The sequence below is a fragment of the Sphaerisporangium flaviroseum genome (genome assembly GCF_039537005.1).
GTDB lineage: Bacteria > Actinomycetota > Actinomycetes > Streptosporangiales > Streptosporangiaceae > Sphaerisporangium > Sphaerisporangium flaviroseum.
Map to the genome: position 1 here is coordinate 212758 of NZ_BAAAZR010000007.1, position 15229 is coordinate 227986.

The window sequence follows — 15229 nt, forward strand, 5'->3', positions numbered from 1 at the left end:
CACGGCCTTTGGTAACCTCCGCTGCCTTTGCGGGCGCGCCGGGCGGTGCGTGCCCGGACCGGCCGGAGAGCCGCAGCCGGGCACGCAGACCGGCCGGCGCGCCCGGCGGGCCGCGCAGCGGGCCGCCTTTAATACAGGTAGAGATAAGTCACTTTCGATCTTGCTTGCTAGCCCGTGTTGCGCCGGTTGAGGGTTGCCACTGCGGCCTCGGTTGATGGTTGACATCATCACTCTGGAGTCGCGTTGGGGGTGCAAGGCTGGGCATGACCGCGCGACCAGCGGCAGATGTGCGCGTGTTCCCCGCAGAGATCATCGATTCAGTGAGTTGTCCTGGTCAGGGTAGGTTGGGCTCGGGGTGCTCGTCGAAGAAGCGGGTGGCCGTGTCGTCATCGATGAGGGAGTTGTCGGCGAGCCATTCGACTGCGCGGCGGTGGGCGCGGGCGTCGCGGAAGGCGTACCAGGCGGGCAGTAGGTGCGGATACTCGTCGTGCAGTTCGGCTTTGAACCGGCGGAAGGCTCCACTGCCCTGGATGGCCCGCGCCAGTCTCCACCCGGCTTTCTCGTCGGTGATCTGTTCAGCGAAGTCGGCCATGTCCTGGTACCAGATGTAGGACGGCAGCGGATCGATGCTGATCAGGTCCAGCTCGTCGAGGTCCACAGGTATCTGGCCATCGATGCCGGTGTCGGACGTCCAGAACACGACTTCACCAGTCTGCGGGTTGATCAGCCACCGGTGCTCGTAGTCGGTCCGGTCCGCCAGTGCGGTGGCGATCTCCTCAAGGTCGAGGCTGTTCAGATCAAGCACCGGACCACCGTAGTCCGCGCAGCCCGCTACTCGCGGCAGGTGTGCCCGGAGTCCGCTGGCCTGCCGGCTGGCCCCCTTGCGGATGCTGGTCTCATCCGCACACGCGATGGTTGGTCGTCCTCGTCGTGAGTCCGGGGCAGGATGACTGGGTGCTCATCGTACGCGCGACGAAGAAGCTGCTCCAACGCATCGGCCCACCGACCCTGCAGGAAGGCGACCAGTCGACCACGCTCTTGGGCCAGTGGTACGCCACCGCCCTGTTCTGGAAGCCCCAGATCGCCCTGCTGGTCAACGAACCGACGCTGCTACCCGTGTTGATGCCGCTGGCGCCCGCAGCCACCTGGCCGGCCCGGATCGCTCAGCAGGTCGCCGCGGTGCTCACCGCGCACGGAACACCAACGTCGGTCATCGATGAGGAACTGCGGCACATGCGAGACTGCCGTCTCGCCAGGACCACCAACCGCAGTGTCGTCGGCATCATGAACGAGTTCACCTATCTCGCCGAGGCCTACCGCGATCACCATCCCGGCCAGGATCCGCTCGACCTCGCGATGCGGCTGGCCACGACACCCTGCGGACCCCTGTACACCAAGAACATCAGTCCAGACCGAGAACTGGCCGCGTTCCTGCGCTCCATCGCGACCTGATAGGAGTCGCCTCGCCTCCCCAGCGCCGGGCTCCGAGGGCGCCCCCTCAAGAGCCGCCGCCCCGGAAGGGGTGCGGCAGCAAACACGCGCGTTCGCGGCAGAAGAGAGCGTTGTGCGTTGTGGCTGATCATGCCCGGCTGCCGGAGGCCAGTGGAGCGCGTGCTCTCAGGATCCAGGTGTCCCTTCTCTGGGAGGAAAGCGCACTGGTGCGGTAGCGGTGGAGAAATGTGGCGGTGCGACCCTCGGCGTGCTGCTGGCTGAGTTCTCCCCGGTCGTCCAGTTCCGGGGCGTCGGCGAAGAATTCCTAGACTGCGTATGGGTCCCAGCTGGCGGCGTAGCGCAGCAGCGAGCGGGCCAGGTCCGGGTGGGCTGCCGCCCACCGGGTATCGAAGACGAACCACTGATCGAACCCGAAGAATTCGTCGATGTATCGGGCGACCTGCGCGATGTGCGTCTCCCACCGGATCAGGGACTTGGCGGGTCGCTCCGGGTGAAGCATTTCCAGCGTCTCTCGGTGGATCTCCTTGTGCGTAAGCTCTCGGTCGATGCTAGCGGGGGATGGGGCGTATCCGTCCATCCGGGCGTAGCGTTCCATCGCTGGGGCGATGTCCTCCTCACCGGGAGCGACCAGTGCTCGCAGCAGCTGGGCGTCGTGCGGCCAGCGGTGGGCGCCGGGACCGTCGACGCCCCGCAGGTGGGCGGCGAGATCAGGCAGGGTCAGGCCGGGGAAGGCCAGGGCGCCAGCTAGGTCCAGGTTCCGATGGCCGTCGGGCGATTCCCAGCACAGGCGGACCGAGAAGACTGACTCGGGCCCCGGTGGGGCGAGCCGGACGGTACGGACCGGTACGCCATGACTGAAGACCGCACCGGACGCGGCCGCACCGGTGGGCAGCGGCCAGGTGTCGTGCAGCAGGAACGTGAGCCGTTCGGGTGAGGCGGCGGCGGTCTCGTCGTCGATGAAGTAGTAGGCGAGGTCCACCTCGTCGTCATCGGTACGCACTCTCAGGGCATGATCGCCGAGTCGGATGAAGTCGTCATCCCCCTCGACCCACAGGTGCTCGTGCAGTAGCTCGCGCAGTACGTCAATGCTCTCCGGCCGGGGCAGGTTCCGCTTCCGAGCCGCATCGAAGATCGAATCGAGGCCGTAGACGTCGCCGCCCAACTCGCTGTCGATCCAAGCCTCCGGGTCGTCGCGGTTCCAGCCGCGCTGGAACCAACCGAGTACAGTGGTGTCGGGCACGGTGACTACCCGCTTACTGAACGGTGATTCCTCCCGCCACCGGGACACGAAATACATGCGCTCGACTCTAGGCGAACGGTCCATCTCAAGCGGTTGCACGCAGCAGCAAAACCGGCCATGACCGGCGGAGTATGGCGGGAGCCCCCTTCCCGCCCGAGCCGGACTGCGACGGGTACCCCGGTTCTTGACCAGCACTGTCTCGTTTCTGCTGACCATGAGCGCTGCTGCGTCTAGCTCTTCGCTGGCCACAGCTCCCATCGGTTCGCCCGTCCGCGCCGCACCTCGGCATCAGGGAATTGCTTTTGCAGCTCGGCCAGTCGCGCCGTGATCTCCGCAATCGGCAACCCGACGGGATGACGGCCAGCGGTTCCGGCTTGAGGGGTGGCGGCGCCCGTGGCTTCTTGCGCCGCTTGTTCGCCTCGACGGCTGTTGCGAGCATCTCCCGCGCCCGGTGTATCCGCTTCGCCCACCCTGGCCAGGCCGGACACGGGCCGTCGTACGGCGGCGTCACCCAACCGTGCTTGAACATCGGCGTGGCGCACTCGCTGCACATCTGCTCGGCGGCAAGCTCGGGAACCGCCAGCAGATCATCGAGCTTGTGCTGTGCCATGCTGATCTTGAAGCGCAGGTCTGAGCGCTCTTTTCGGTCCTTCGAGGCTTTGTAGGTGGACTGCAGTTCGGCAAGCTGCTTCCGCAGGTCCCGAACCGCGAACTGCCGGTCGTACTTGTACTGAAAGAGCAAGGCCTCGCGCCGCTCCCCGGGCAACCAGCCGTTCTTGTCGATGACCTCCTCCGGGTCACCCACTTCGGCCTCAAGGCGCTTCACGAACTTCTGGACACGCTCGATTTTGGTCTCAAGCTCGGCCATCTCCTTCTGACGATTATCCGGCTCCATGCCCGGGAAGCGCGAGCCGTCCCGGAACGCAGCCGGCTCCGTCTGCAGGTGGTCGAGGATGGACAGGTTCTCGATGAGCGAGAGCCGTGCCTGCGCCCGTTCCGGGTCGTAGTGCTGCTTGCGGGCCTCGCGCTGCTTGTCGGCAGCGGCGCGCTCACGTTCCAGCTTGCGGTCCCCGCGCTCCCAGCGCGCTTCCAGTTGCTTCAACGTCAGCCGGCGGTGTCCGGGTTCGGCTCGCGTCCACTGACCCATGATGGCGATCGCCTCATCGAGTTCGGCCTGGCGCTCGTCGAGCACCCACGGGTTCCATCTGCCGTCGCGGTTGATCTCGACAAAGCGCGTCCGCGCCGCGATGAACTCCTCGGCCGTGGCGGTCGCGCCGGGCTTTGGCTTCCAGAGCATCCCGTCGACCTCGATGACGCCTTCGGGGAGCGTTGCTGACGTCGTTGCCATCGCTTCGACCTCCGTCCGTCTGACGATGCACTCAGTCTGCACACGCCCACGCGCACGACTCGCCGGTTTCCGTAGTTCCATCGCGCTTGGGGGGACTGCCCGCCCATCGAGCTTCGTACGTCAAGTCGATCTGATGCCCAGCAGCCGGGCGGGTCAGGAGAACCAGAACAGCGCAGATAAAACCGCAGGCAGACATCCGACCATCGGCAGACTTGAGCGTCTGATTTTGTTCGCGAGAAGTGGCCGCGAATGTTCGCGAGTTCTGACCGCGCTTAGGAGCGGAAACCATGATCAATGTTCGCGAGAAGTGACCGCACCTGGTGGTAGCCCCTCTCACCCGCCCCCGGTGACGCACTCCAGAACCTTCTCCAGATCGCATGACGGGGCCAACGAGGAGCTCCACGTCAGACGCAGTCCGTCCTCGCGCCAGCGCGGGACCACATGCACGTGGTAGTGGAAGACGTCCTGGCCGGCGGCCTGGCCTGTGTTGTGTTTCACGTTCACGCCTTCGGGGGCAAGGGTCGCCTTCAGCAGAGCGGCAACTCGGTGCACCATGTCGGCGACCTCGCCATGAGAAACCTTGGAAATCTCCCATACGTCACGCACGTGCACGCGCGGAACCACCAACGTGTGTCCCGGAGCCGCGGGTCGGATGTTCAAGAACGCCAGGGTGTGCTCGTCCTCGAGGACTCGATAGGACGGCAACACACCGGCCACGATCTTGCAGAAGGTGCAGTCGCTCACCCACGCAATGATCGCATCCGGCCACCTGCTTGCCTGACGTGCCTTAGCGACCTTCAAGCGGCTGACCAGCTAGTTCGCTTGATAAACCAGATAACGATGGCGTCGGTGGTCCCGAGGCTGATAGCAGGCATGATGGCCTGGTCAGGCTTGCTGGGTTGCGCGGGTTCGGGCCAGGCGGTAGGAGTCGGTGCCGGTCTCGACGATGTTGCCGCCGAAGGTGAGTCGGTCGACGATGGCGGCGCAGAGGCGGGGGTCGGTGAAGGTCTTGGTCCAGCCACTGAAGGACTCGTTGGAGGCGATGGCGACGCTGGCCTTTTCCTCTCGCTCGGTGAGGACTTGAAACAGGAGCTCGGCACCGCGCCGGTCGAGTTCCATGTAGCCGAGCTCGTCGACGCAGAGGAGGTCGACGCGGCCGTAGCGGTTGATGGTCTTGGTGAGCTGCTTGTCGTCGGCATCGCCAAGTATGCAACCAAGGCCGCCGAATGCGTCGGCACATCGACCGGCGCATCAACTCGCCCGACGAGGACACCGTCCTCGTCGTCGCGCACTGGGAGTCCGCCGGGAAGGGCCTGTCCGCCGGAGAACAGGTCCTCGCTTCGTACCTGACCGGGCGGCCTGAGTCTGCTACGTCGGCACTGGCGGAGGTGGGCCCATGAACCGCCGCGACGAACTCATGCCGTTGTCCCAGGTGCTCGAAGAGCTGGGCGGAATCTCTCGCCGGACGTTCTACCGCTGGCGTGAGCTGGGCCGCGCGCCCGTCTGCGTCAAGCTGCCGAACGGTGACCTTATGGTCTGGCGCAGCGACTTCACGGTGTGGCTTGAGTCCCGGCGGGAGGTCGCGTGAACGCCAGCTATGACGTGAAGTTCTGGGAGATCTACCGCAACCGGTCCAGCAAGACGCCGTCCTACGTTGCGCGGTGGTCTGTCGCAGGTCGTCGGACGTCGAAGACCTTCCGGACCAAGGAACTCGCCAACAGCCACATGCGTGACCTTCGCTTGGCCGCCAAGAATGGCGAGGCGTTCGACATCGACACCGGGCTTCCCGAGTCGATGCTGGCACCTGAGCCGGCCCAGAACGACTACCTTCCTGGCCTTTGCTCAACGGTTCATAGCCCAGCGATGGAAGACCTCGGCTGCCCGGACGAGGGAGACGGACGTTTATGCCCTGTTGGCCCTGGTCCCGGCACTGGTGAAGGACCTGCCCGGCCGACCCGGCCCTGACGACATGCGCAGGGTCCTGCGGGAATACTTCCTGCTTCCCCGAAGAGCGGCGCCGAGAGTTGCCGGCCGAGCAAGTTCCGGTTCTGCGCTGGCTTGAAACGGCGTCGCTGCCGCTGGCGGACCTCGAACAGGCGCGCGTGATCCGTCTGGGCCTCGATGCGATCTCTGTGACATTCAAGGGGGAGAGGGCGGCGGCGAACACGGTCCTACGTAAGCGAGAGGTCTTTCACCATCTCCTCGAACTGGCTGCGGAAGAGAAGGTGTTCGGTGTCAACCCGCTCAACGGGGTCAAGTGGACGCCTCCGGAAGCGGTGGACGCGGTTGACCCCCGGACGGTGGTCAATCCTCGTCAGGCTCGAGCGTTGCTCGATGCCGCGCCTCGCGTCGGCCGCACGCGGGGGGCTCGGATGCGGGCGATGTACGCGTGCATGTACTACGCCGCCCTTCGTCCGGAAGAGGCCGCGGGCCTCAAGCGCGAGAACTGCGAACTGCCGCGGGAGGGGTGGGGCCTGCTCACCTTGGAGACGGCACGGCCCTTCGCCAACAAGCGCTATACCGACTCGGGCGCCGCGCACGACGATCGCGGTTTGAAGCACCGGGCGGACAAGGACACGCGGCCGGTGCCAATTCCTCCGGCTCTGGTGAAGGTCCTGCGCGAGCACATCGAAGAGTTCGGCGTGGCCGGCGACGGCAGGCTGTTCGCCACGAGCAAGGGCGGCTTCTACACGAACTCGGCAATCTCCCGTATCTGGAACTCCGTACGGATGCAGGCGTTCACGCCCGAGCAAGTGGCCTCTTCGTTGGCGGCGACGCCGTACGACCTCCGGCATGCGGCCGTCTCCCTCTGGTTGGCCTCTGGCGTGGCTCCGACCGAGGTTGCCAAACGAGCGGGGCACAGCGTTGAGGTACTTCAGCGGGTCTACGCCAAAGTGATCGACGGGCAACAGGAGCTAGCGAACGCGAAGATCATGAGCGCTCTGGAGGAGTGATCGCGAGTGTTGCGCAATGGTCTCAGGTTGCCCCCGGGGTCTTCCGAATTTGGGTGTAGCTCGTTCTCAATGAGAGTTTCTGAACTGGCTTGTGGTCATGACTGTCTTGGTTGAGGCGTCGCGTCTCTTCGTGTGTGCAAGCGTGTAAGGCAGTGGTGGCGGTGGGCTCGTTGCTGGAGGAACTGGCACGGCGGGAAGCTGCTGTCCGCCCCGCGGCGATCACCTGGCCGGTGACGTGGCGGTGATGTCACCCGCGGCCACTGCCACCGTCTCGTTCAGCCCAACTGATCGTCTGAGTTGTGGCAACGGCCCGGTTCGGCGTGACGGTGCCTAGGACCAGACGCGCGAGACTGCTCACCAAGAGCGAAGTCGGCGGCCTCCTCGGGGACGATGACCACGGCGCCGATGCGAGGACGGTGACTCGTGTGAACGGATGACACCCACATCGCTGCGGCTTACTGGGACCTCCGGTGAAACAGCCGGGCGGGCGCTTGATTTTCCCGAATGTGAGAGGCCGGGAGTTGCGGCAGCTGAGGGGGTGGCGGTGATGCGGATCGTGGTGGACCTCGCCCGCTGCCAGGGCTATGCGCAGTGCGTGTTCCTCGCTCCGGAGGTGTTCGAGCTGCACGGTGAGGAGGCGCTGCTGTACAACCCTGCCGTCCCCGCCGGCCAACTCGACCGTGTGCGCCAGGCAGCGGCAGCGTGCCCGGTCCAGGCGATCCTCGTGGGTGACCAAGTGAGGGCCGATGTCCGGTGACCTTGACCAGGGCCGCATTGTCATCGTCGGGGCGTCGCTGGCCGGGTTGCGGGCCGCCGAGACGCTGCGCGAGGAGGGTTTCACCGACTCGTTGACGGTGGTGGGAGACGAGCCCCACCCGCCCTACGACCGGCCGCCGCTGTCCAAACAGGTGCTGCTTGGCAAGGCGGCGGCGGATGCCACCGTGCTGCCGACGCGCCGGGATCCGGACGCGGACTGGCGGCTGGGAGTGGCGGCTACGGGTTTGGATCCTGCGGGGAAGCGGGTGCTGCTGGCCGACGGCGTGTCACTGCCCTACGACCGGCTGTTGATCGCCACCGGGACGCGGGCCAGGCCCTGGCCCGACCCGGCGCAGGCGGCCCTGGACGGGGTTCTCACCCTACGCACCAGCGACGACGCGGCCCGCCTGGCTGAGCGGCTGACGGCCGGGCCGCGGCGGGTGCTGGTGATCGGCGGGGGCTTCACCGGATCGGAGATCGCCTCGGCCTGCCGGGAGCGGGGCATCGAGGTCACCGTCGCCGAACGGGGCCCCGCCCCGCTGGTGGGCGCGCTCGGCGGGACGTTCGCGAAGCTCGCCGCCGGTCTGCAGCGGGCTCACGGCGTCGACCTGCGCTGCGGGGTGACGGTCACCGCACTGCGCGGGAACGGACACTTCACCGGCGCGGACCTGTCGGACGGCAGCCGCGTCGACGCGGACGTGTGCGTCGTCGCCATGGGGGCGATCCGCAACACCGAGTGGCTGGCGGACTCCGGGCTGGCGGCGGGGCGGCTGGGGGTCGCCTGCGACGCGGGGTGCCGCGTCTTCAACGCCTACGGCATCGTCACCGACGACGTCTTCGTGGCCGGCGACGTCGCACGCTTCCCGCATCCGCTGTTCGAGTACCAGATGCTCGCCCTGGAACACTGGGGAAACGCGGTCGCGCAAGCCGAGGTGGCGGCGCACAACATGGTCAGCCCTGGGCCGCTGCGGCGCCCGCACCTGACGGTCCCGGTCTTCTGGTCCAGCCAGTTCGGGGTGAACATCAAGTCCGTCGGCGTCCCCTCCTTCTCCGACCAGGTGGTCATCGCCCAAGGCTCGCTCGGCGAACGCCGTCTGGTGGCGGTCTACGGCTACCGGGGCCGCGTGACCGCCGCGGTCACCGTGAACATGGCCAAGTGGCTGGAGTACTACCAGGGCCTGATCGAGGCCGCGGCCCCGTTCCCGCCCGGGCCCGGCGCGGCTGACGGCAGCCCGCTGGTGACCGAGTTTCCCGTCCCCTCCAACGTGCCCGACCCTCGGGGACTCCTGCACGGTCCCACCGTCGCGCTCACCGGCCACCTGCCCGACCGCCGGCTGACCCTCGTCCGGCCCGGCGGCATCCGGCCCGGCGGCTGACCTCTTCCGTCCCTTGCCTGCCACCAGGAGCCCCGCATGGCCGTCGACACCCTGCTGGAGCGGATCACCGACCACGCCAACCGCGCCGACCCCTACCCGCTGTACGCCGAACTCCGCGAGGCAGGGGTAGTACGGCAGACCGACGGAAGCTACCTGGTCGGCACCTACTACGACATCGCCGCGCTGCTGCACGACCCTCGTGTCAGCTCCGACCCCCGCAACCTCGCCGCCCCGTACCGCGACCTGGCCCCGGAGGAGGGGATGCTCTCCTTCATCCGGCTCGACGACCCCGAGCATCACAGGCTGCGCGGCCTGGCCATGCGGCCGTTCGGCCCGCCGCACAGCCCGGGACGTGTGGACGCGATGCGCAGTCAGATCGCCTCGATCACCGCGGAACTTCTCGAGGCGTTGGACGGCCGTACGCGGATCGACGTCGTGGAGGACTTCGCCTACCCGCTGCCGGTCACCGTCATCTGTCGGCTGCTCGGTGTGCCCCGGGAGGACGAGCCGGTCTTCCGGGAGTGGTCCGCCACGATCATCGACTTCGCCGACATCAGGCCCGGCCAGGATCCTGCCGAACGGCGGACGATCGGCGAACAAGCCTTGACGGAGATGGGCCGGTACCTGGTGGACCTCGCCGAAGACCGCCGCGGCCACCCCGGTGACGACATGCTCTCGGCGTTCGTCAACGAGCCTGGTCCCGGCGGGGCGTTCACCCGGGAGGAGCTGGCGGCCACCGCCGTGCTCCTGCTGGTCGCCGGACACGAGACCACGGTCAACCTGATCGCCAACGGGGCACTCACCCTGCTGCGCCACCCCGACCAACTGGACCGGCTGCGCCGGGTGCCCGATCTGCTCCCGCTGGCGGTGGAGGAACTGCTGCGCTACGAGCCCCCGCTGCAGATCCGCCAGCGCACGCCTCTGGCCAACATCGACGTCGCCGGTGTCACCATCCCCAAGGGTGCGCCCCTGGTACTGGTGCTGGCCTCAGGCAACCGCGACCCCAGACGGTTCCGCGACCCCGAGCGGTTCGACCCCACCCGCACCGACAACCAGCACCTCGGTTTCGGCGGCGGCATCCACCTCTGCTACGGCGCACCACTCGCCCGGATCGAAGCCCAGACCGCGCTCGGCGCTCTGATCCCGCGCCTCAGCACCGCGACCCTCCTCCAGGACCCACCGGCCTACCGGCACAACGCCATGCTCCGCGGTCCCAGACACCTCCATATCGACCTCTGACAACTCCTCGACTCTCATCCATGCCAGTTCATTTCTGGGCTGACCTGGCAAAACGTGGTCAAGATCATTGCACGTATATTGCACGAGCGCTGACATGTGACTGCCTACGGCTGCACATGGCTGCTCAAGATCGGCGGGGCGGTGGGGGAAGAAGCCCAGGTGGGACCTGTTGTGGCTGGTTGGGTGGTGCCCCCGGCAGGATTCGAACCTGCGGCACCCGCTTTAGGAGAGCGGTGCTCTATCCCCTGAGCTACGGAGGCGGGGCTGCAGTAAGCGTACCGAAAGGTGGGCACCATGTGTGACTAGGCGGGGCTTGGCTTGTGGCTCGTATCCCATGTGTGCTCTGAGCTGGGGTAAAGGGCTGACATGCCGGCGACGCAGGGTGGCGGTCGGTGACTACTGTCACGTAGCGTGACAGGTCGGCGACGAATGCGAGTTCAGAAGCGCCGTGGTGTCCGGCCTGGTGTGCTGGTAGCCGCGATGTTGGCGCCTGCGGTCCTCGCGGTGGGGCTCCTTGTGGCGGAGCTCACCGGCTATGAGGAGCAGTTGCGGGGTGGGCCGCGGCAGGTGGTGAAGGTGAGAGCCGTATCTCGATCGCAGCAGGTGCCGAGCAGGGTCTTTCTGACACCTGTGCCGGCTCCTCCGCATCCTGATCTTGAGTATGAGGGCGTGGTACCAGGTCCTTTGACCTCGGAAGGCGAGGGCGTGTGGGGCGGCAACTCGGGGGGATCGGCCGAAGCGGAACCGTCGACGCATCCGTACCTGGAGGTCGGCCGGGATGAGTGGGCTGGGGGACTTCGACGCGGTCGTCGCGATGGGACTTCAGGTATTGATCCGCAGGCGGCAGCATTCGGGCGGGAGTCGTCGGGGAGGCAGTCTGAGACGCGTCGTGGTCATTCGGCGGGGCGTGGACAGTGGGCGCGGTCGGATGAGTGTGCGGGTGTGGTGCCGCGTGGTGTGCGTGGAGTAGTGGTGGGGCCGGATGACCGTACAGGAGTGGTGAGGACGATTGGCCGTGCAGGCGCGGCGGGTACGGATGGCCGTGCAGGCGCGGCGGGTACGGATGGCCGTGCAGGCGCGCCGGGTACGGATGGCCGTGCGGGGGCGGTGGAGACGGCAGGTCCCGTGCCGGACGGGCAACACGTAGAACGTACGCGATGGGTGCCGTCGGATCGGCGCGCTGGAGGGGCCTCCGGTGGCCACGCGGGAGCATGGTCGGATACGTGGACGGGCGAGGGGCCGGGTGGGCACGTAGGAGCGGCATTGGATGGGCGTGCGGGCGCGCGATCGGATACGTGGACAGGCGCGCGGTCGGATGGGCGTGCGGGCGCGGCGTTGTCCGGCAAGAGGGTGGGCACGGTCCGGTGGGAAGGTCGCGGAGGAGATCGGCGCTGGCGTGGATAGGTGAATGGTGAGGGCCGAACGTTCCAGTAGTACGGAGCGGACCAGGAAAGAAACGCTGTCGCTTCGAGCAGGCAGTGTGCGTCGAGTTGGGTGGACTGCCAGGGCTAGATGAATGACCGGGCGGACGGTGTCAGAGTCGGCGGTATCCGGGTGATCGACGCTGGCTTGGCGATGAGGGAGCCGATGGTGCCGACAAGCAGCTCGAGAGTCGCCGGAAAGCAGTCAGTGTTGGCCCGGTAGACACGGCAGAAGTCGACCCCGCCGCCCGCGGACGCCGAGGTTAGTGGTGTCGACGAATCCGTGTGCCTAGTTGGTAGGGGAGTCAGTGGTGTTCGGCCGGTGCTGTGAGGTCGAAATGCCTGACTTGGTGTTCTCCGGGGTTGGTAGGTGTCGGGGTGCTGAGCCGGCTCCGACTCCTTGCCGATGAAGGCTGGCACCTCCGCGAGCAGCTGCGCCGGGATCGGCTAGGGCGTGCGGATTCCCGTGCCTGCTCTGCGGCCCTCTGCGCGGGGTGCTGTGCTGGGTTTGGTTGGGGTGTGGGGGTTTTCGGTGTCTGCTCTGGGGTTCTCTGCGCGGGGTGCTGTGCTGGGTTTGGTTGGGGTGTGGGGGTTTTCGGTGTCTGCTCTGGGGTTCTCTGCGCGGGGTGCTGTGCTGGGTTTGGCTGGGGCGTGCGGATTTCCCGTGTCTGCTCTGCGGCCCTCTCCGCGGGCAGCTGTGCTGGGTTTGGCCTGGCCAGGGTGTGCAGGTGGGACGAGTTGTCATGTAGGCGCTCGTTCTGCATGGGGCGATGGGTGCTGAGGTCGGTGACGTTCGCATTCGGGGTTCCGGGGTGAGTGGTACCGCATCTCTTATGTGCTATCGATGGCTGGACTGGTTGTGCCGAGCGCAGGCGTATGGCTGACGTGCAGGGGTTGTGGGTGGCGCGTTGATGTTGTGAGTTGGAAAGGTCGGGCGGTGGGGCGTGGATCGCCGATGGGTGGGTGGATCGCTTGTGGTGGGTTGACCGTCCGTGGGGAGATCGGCGGTGGGTGGGTGGATCGCTTGTGGTGGGTTGACCGTCGGTGGGGGGATCGCCGGTGGGTGGGTGGATCGCTTGTGGTGGGTTGACCGTCGGTGGGGGGATCGCCGGTGGGTGGGTGGACCGCCTGTGGTGGGGTTAAGCGCCCATGAGGAGATCGCGGATGGGCGGATGGATCACCCACGGTGGGGGGTGGATCGCCTTTGGTGGGTTGTTGGTGATCAGGTGGGTGGTGAAGGAGTTGGGCGGTTGGAGGGGTGGCTGTGGTGACGCTCACTGGATGGGGAACTGGGTCCGTGGGGTGGCGGTGAGAAGGTATAAATGCCGTGATTCGTACATAACAGCTGCCGCGACTCCGCCCTGACATACACGTTGCTGTAGTAACGTGCGTGCCGGGCTCAGGTCACAAGTTCGCAAACGGAGGGGTCCGTAACGTGCCATCTCCTCGATCAGCGGGCCTGGTCGCGGTCCTTATGGCGATGGTTTCCATGGTCACCATGACATCGTCGGGCACGGCCCAGGCGCAGTCGCCGACACACCAGGCGGGGACCCAGGAGTTGGATCCTGGGAACCTGACAGAGTTGCGTCGCGACGCCGAGAGGTCGTCCCAGGCGCTGGCGGACGCCACCAAGGCACTGGAGCAGCGGCAGGCGACTCTGACGAAGGCCGACAAAGAGCTCAAGGTCAAGCTGGAGCAGTTGCGTACGGCCACCGTGGAGCTGTCGAAGGTGCGCAGGCCCCTGGCTGATCTGGTGCAGTCGCTGTATCAGGAGCCGTCGGGCGGCGACATGGCTCCTTTCCTCTCAGGGCAGGATGACGCGTCCAGCCTTCGTGCTCTCAGCGACATGACGTACCTCGTGTCAGGACGAGACAAAGTACTGGCGGACGCAGGGCGGCTCTACCAGGAGCAGCAGAAGCTGGCGGCCGACGCGCAGGAGCTTCGGGCTACGAAGTTGCTGGTGGAGGCGCAGCTCAGCGCTGAGATCGACACGCTGAGGAAGCGGTCCGCCACGGTTGTGAAGTCGTTGTCGCAGGCGTTGACCAAGCTGGGAGTGCGCGTCAACCAGGGCGGCCGTACTGGGGCGGCGTGTGACCCGACTCGGGTCAGCGCGGCCGCGCAGTATCCCAACGGCTTGCTTCCCAAGACCGTCCTATGTCCCCTGCAACAGCGGGGTCGTGAGTTGCGAGCCGATGCGGCGATCTCCTTCGTGGCGCTCAACGAGGCGTACAGGAAGCAGTTCGGCCGGCCCATGTGCGTGACGGACAGCTACCGCAGCCTCGGCGCGCAGCAGTCGATCTTCTACCGCAGGCCGGGCTTCGCCGCGGTGCCGGGACGCAGCAACCATGGGCTCGGGCTCGCTGTCGACCTGTGTGGCGGCGTCGATGTCTTCCGCTCGGTGCAGTTCAACTGGCTCGAGGCCAACGGCAAGAAGTTCGGATGGATACATCCTGATTGGGCGTACCACAGCCCGTTCGAGCCCTGGCATTGGGAGTACGACCCCAAGCTGGGATCTCTGCTGTAGGGAGATCTGCAGCCTGGCGTGATTCTCTGGTGCTCTTGGCTCGGCTTACGGTCGGTTGGCTTGCAAGGGTCTGACCTCCGTCTGTCAGGGGTGGCTGCGTGAGTGTTCACCTCTGCGGGTCGGGGGCGGCTGCGGTGAATGTTTCCCTTTACTGGTGGGGGATGTCCCCTCTACCGGTGGGGGCTGCATAGGTGTTCGCCTCTGCGGGCGAGGAGTGGCTGCGTGGGTGTTCACTCTGCCGGTCGCGATGGCTGCGTGCGTGTTCACCTCGAGTGGCCGTGGATGGTGATCGACAGGCGTGAGCCCGCGCTGGCTTGGGCGAGCTGAGTGGCCTGGTCCGGTGTGGTGGCGAGGACGACCAGAGCGCCGCTGTCCGCCATGGAGTCGACCGAGTTGGTCGCGCGTGTGGAGCCCGGTAAGGCCATGACCGTGACGGCTTGGGCAACCGTCGCTGTGCGAGGGACGGCGGTGGCGTCCTCCCAGCCGGCCGAGGCCGCGATCACGTCGATGACATCGCCTGTGCGCAGGAGACGGGCCGAGCCGACGTCCGTGATGCGTACGGGGGTCGCCAGCATGCCCGAGCCGTAGGCGTCTATCAGCGCGGGACCAAGCAGACGTAGGTCGGTCAGGGGCTCGCCGCGCCGGGTCGGGGCGGCGAGGACCTGACCAGCGACCCGTGCCCCCGGGCGGAGCGCTCCGTCAGGCACAGCATGTTCCGGCAGGTGAATCACCGTGAGATCGGATGCCGACAGCGCCCCTCCCCGGAGATCGCGAGCGGCGGCCAGGACCTCAACGGAGGCCGCCGGGCGTACGGCGAGCGCCACACATCCGGTGGCCATCGCCGCGAGGACGACGGCTATGAGCCGTCGTCGACGGTTGAGTATCCGAACTGCACGGAACGTGATCCGCATGGTGGCTC

General features: G+C 66.8%; 14 protein-coding genes, 1 tRNA gene and 1 pseudogene. 9 read left to right on the top strand and 7 right to left on the bottom strand.

The annotated features are described in order from the left end of the window. Nucleotides 1-334: 334 nt before the first annotated feature. Entirely contained in the window at nucleotides 335-805 is a 471-nt protein-coding gene (locus ABD810_RS16290) for a UPF0158 family protein (protein ID WP_344939951.1), read from the bottom strand. A 149-nt stretch (nucleotides 806-954) separates the two neighbouring features. On the opposite strand from ABD810_RS16290, the gene ABD810_RS16295 reads away from it, so the two are divergent. Further along, complete coding sequence (locus ABD810_RS16295) at nucleotides 955-1452, top strand: DUF6933 domain-containing protein (protein WP_344939954.1); 498 nt, start codon at nucleotides 955-957, stop codon at nucleotides 1450-1452. Nucleotides 1453-1756: 304 nt separating this feature from the next. Here ABD810_RS16295 and ABD810_RS16300 read toward each other — a convergent pair whose 3' ends face one another. The 4 genes and pseudogenes from ABD810_RS16300 to ABD810_RS16315 all read right to left on the bottom strand — a co-directional run. Continuing rightward, nucleotides 1757-2692: a hypothetical protein gene (locus ABD810_RS16300; RefSeq protein WP_344939956.1), complete on the bottom strand. Its 936-nt coding sequence runs from the start codon at nucleotides 2690-2692 to the stop codon at nucleotides 1757-1759. Between the two features lie 85 nt (nucleotides 2693-2777). After that, nucleotides 2778-4040, bottom strand: a complete 1263-nt coding sequence (locus ABD810_RS16305; RefSeq protein WP_344939958.1) for a hypothetical protein — start codon at nucleotides 4038-4040, stop codon at nucleotides 2778-2780. A gap of 333 nt (nucleotides 4041-4373) precedes the next feature. Further along, nucleotides 4374-4784, bottom strand: a complete 411-nt coding sequence (locus ABD810_RS16310; RefSeq protein ID WP_344939961.1) for an HIT family protein — start codon at nucleotides 4782-4784, stop codon at nucleotides 4374-4376. 141 nt (nucleotides 4785-4925) lie between these two features. Next, nucleotides 4926-5237, bottom strand: a pseudogene (locus tag ABD810_RS16315) (ATP-binding protein); the annotation flags it as partial. A 29-nt stretch (nucleotides 5238-5266) separates the two neighbouring features. Between ABD810_RS16315 and ABD810_RS16320 the strand changes: the two are divergent. From ABD810_RS16320 to ABD810_RS16350, 7 genes are all read left to right on the top strand, one after another. After that, nucleotides 5267-5440 (top strand): hypothetical protein, encoded by a 174-nt coding sequence (locus ABD810_RS16320; RefSeq protein WP_344939964.1) that lies wholly within the window; start codon nucleotides 5267-5269, stop codon nucleotides 5438-5440. Continuing rightward, entirely contained in the window at nucleotides 5437-5628 is a 192-nt protein-coding gene (locus tag ABD810_RS16325) for a helix-turn-helix transcriptional regulator (RefSeq protein ID WP_344939966.1), read from the top strand. The genes ABD810_RS16320 and ABD810_RS16325 overlap by 4 nt, the downstream gene beginning before the upstream one ends. Next, a complete protein-coding gene (locus ABD810_RS16330) occupies nucleotides 5625-6005 on the top strand; it encodes a hypothetical protein (protein ID WP_344939969.1) in 381 nt (126 codons plus the stop codon). The genes ABD810_RS16325 and ABD810_RS16330 overlap by 4 nt, the downstream gene beginning before the upstream one ends. A gap of 59 nt (nucleotides 6006-6064) precedes the next feature. Beyond that, nucleotides 6065-6994 (top strand): tyrosine-type recombinase/integrase, encoded by a 930-nt coding sequence (locus ABD810_RS16335; protein WP_344939971.1) that lies wholly within the window; start codon nucleotides 6065-6067, stop codon nucleotides 6992-6994. Between the two features lie 547 nt (nucleotides 6995-7541). After that, on the top strand, nucleotides 7542-7751 hold the full coding sequence (locus ABD810_RS16340; RefSeq protein ID WP_344939974.1) for a ferredoxin: 210 nt from the start codon (nucleotides 7542-7544) through the stop codon (nucleotides 7749-7751). Next, nucleotides 7741-9126 carry an NAD(P)/FAD-dependent oxidoreductase gene (locus ABD810_RS16345; protein WP_344939976.1) on the top strand — a complete coding sequence of 462 codons (1386 nt, stop codon included), beginning with the start codon at nucleotides 7741-7743 and terminating at the stop codon, nucleotides 9124-9126. Before ABD810_RS16340 ends, ABD810_RS16345 begins: the two co-directional genes overlap by 11 nt. 36 nt (nucleotides 9127-9162) lie before the next feature. Then, complete coding sequence (locus tag ABD810_RS16350; RefSeq protein ID WP_344939978.1) at nucleotides 9163-10365, top strand: cytochrome P450; 1203 nt, start codon at nucleotides 9163-9165, stop codon at nucleotides 10363-10365. A 184-nt stretch (nucleotides 10366-10549) separates the two neighbouring features. Here the strand turns inward: ABD810_RS16350 and ABD810_RS16355 are convergent. Further along, nucleotides 10550-10625: transfer RNA gene (locus ABD810_RS16355), tRNA-Arg, on the bottom strand. 2650 nt (nucleotides 10626-13275) lie between these two features. Between ABD810_RS16355 and ABD810_RS16360 the strand changes: the two genes are divergently transcribed. Next, nucleotides 13276-14310, top strand: coding sequence for a D-alanyl-D-alanine carboxypeptidase family protein (locus tag ABD810_RS16360; protein ID WP_344939982.1), 1035 nt, complete (start codon nucleotides 13276-13278; stop codon nucleotides 14308-14310). A 263-nt stretch (nucleotides 14311-14573) separates the two neighbouring features. Here ABD810_RS16360 and ABD810_RS16365 read toward each other — a convergent pair whose 3' ends face one another. Then, on the bottom strand, nucleotides 14574-15221 hold the full coding sequence (locus ABD810_RS16365) for an RcpC/CpaB family pilus assembly protein (protein WP_344939985.1): 648 nt from the start codon (nucleotides 15219-15221) through the stop codon (nucleotides 14574-14576). Nucleotides 15222-15229: the final 8 nt, after the last annotated feature.

What these genes read in the sequence shown, in the direction of transcription:
- ABD810_RS16325 (WP_344939966.1), top strand. Translation starts at nt 5,437, where the DNA reads ATGAACCGCCGCGACGAACTCATGCCGTTGTCCCAGGTGCTCGAAGAG.
- ABD810_RS16360 (WP_344939982.1), top strand. Translation starts at nt 13,276, where the DNA reads ATGGTCACCATGACATCGTCGGGCACGGCCCAGGCGCAGTCGCCGACA.
- ABD810_RS16345 (WP_344939976.1), top strand. Translation starts at nt 7,741, where the DNA reads ATGTCCGGTGACCTTGACCAGGGCCGCATTGTCATCGTCGGGGCGTCG.
- ABD810_RS16305 (WP_344939958.1), bottom strand. Translation starts at nt 4,040, where the DNA reads ATGGCAACGACGTCAGCAACGCTCCCCGAAGGCGTCATCGAGGTCGAC.
- ABD810_RS16340 (WP_344939974.1), top strand. Translation starts at nt 7,542, where the DNA reads ATGCGGATCGTGGTGGACCTCGCCCGCTGCCAGGGCTATGCGCAGTGC.
- ABD810_RS16365 (WP_344939985.1), bottom strand. Translation starts at nt 15,221, where the DNA reads ATGCGGATCACGTTCCGTGCAGTTCGGATACTCAACCGTCGACGACGG.
- ABD810_RS16350 (WP_344939978.1), top strand. Translation starts at nt 9,163, where the DNA reads ATGGCCGTCGACACCCTGCTGGAGCGGATCACCGACCACGCCAACCGC.
- ABD810_RS16320 (WP_344939964.1), top strand. Translation starts at nt 5,267, where the DNA reads ATGCGTCGGCACATCGACCGGCGCATCAACTCGCCCGACGAGGACACC.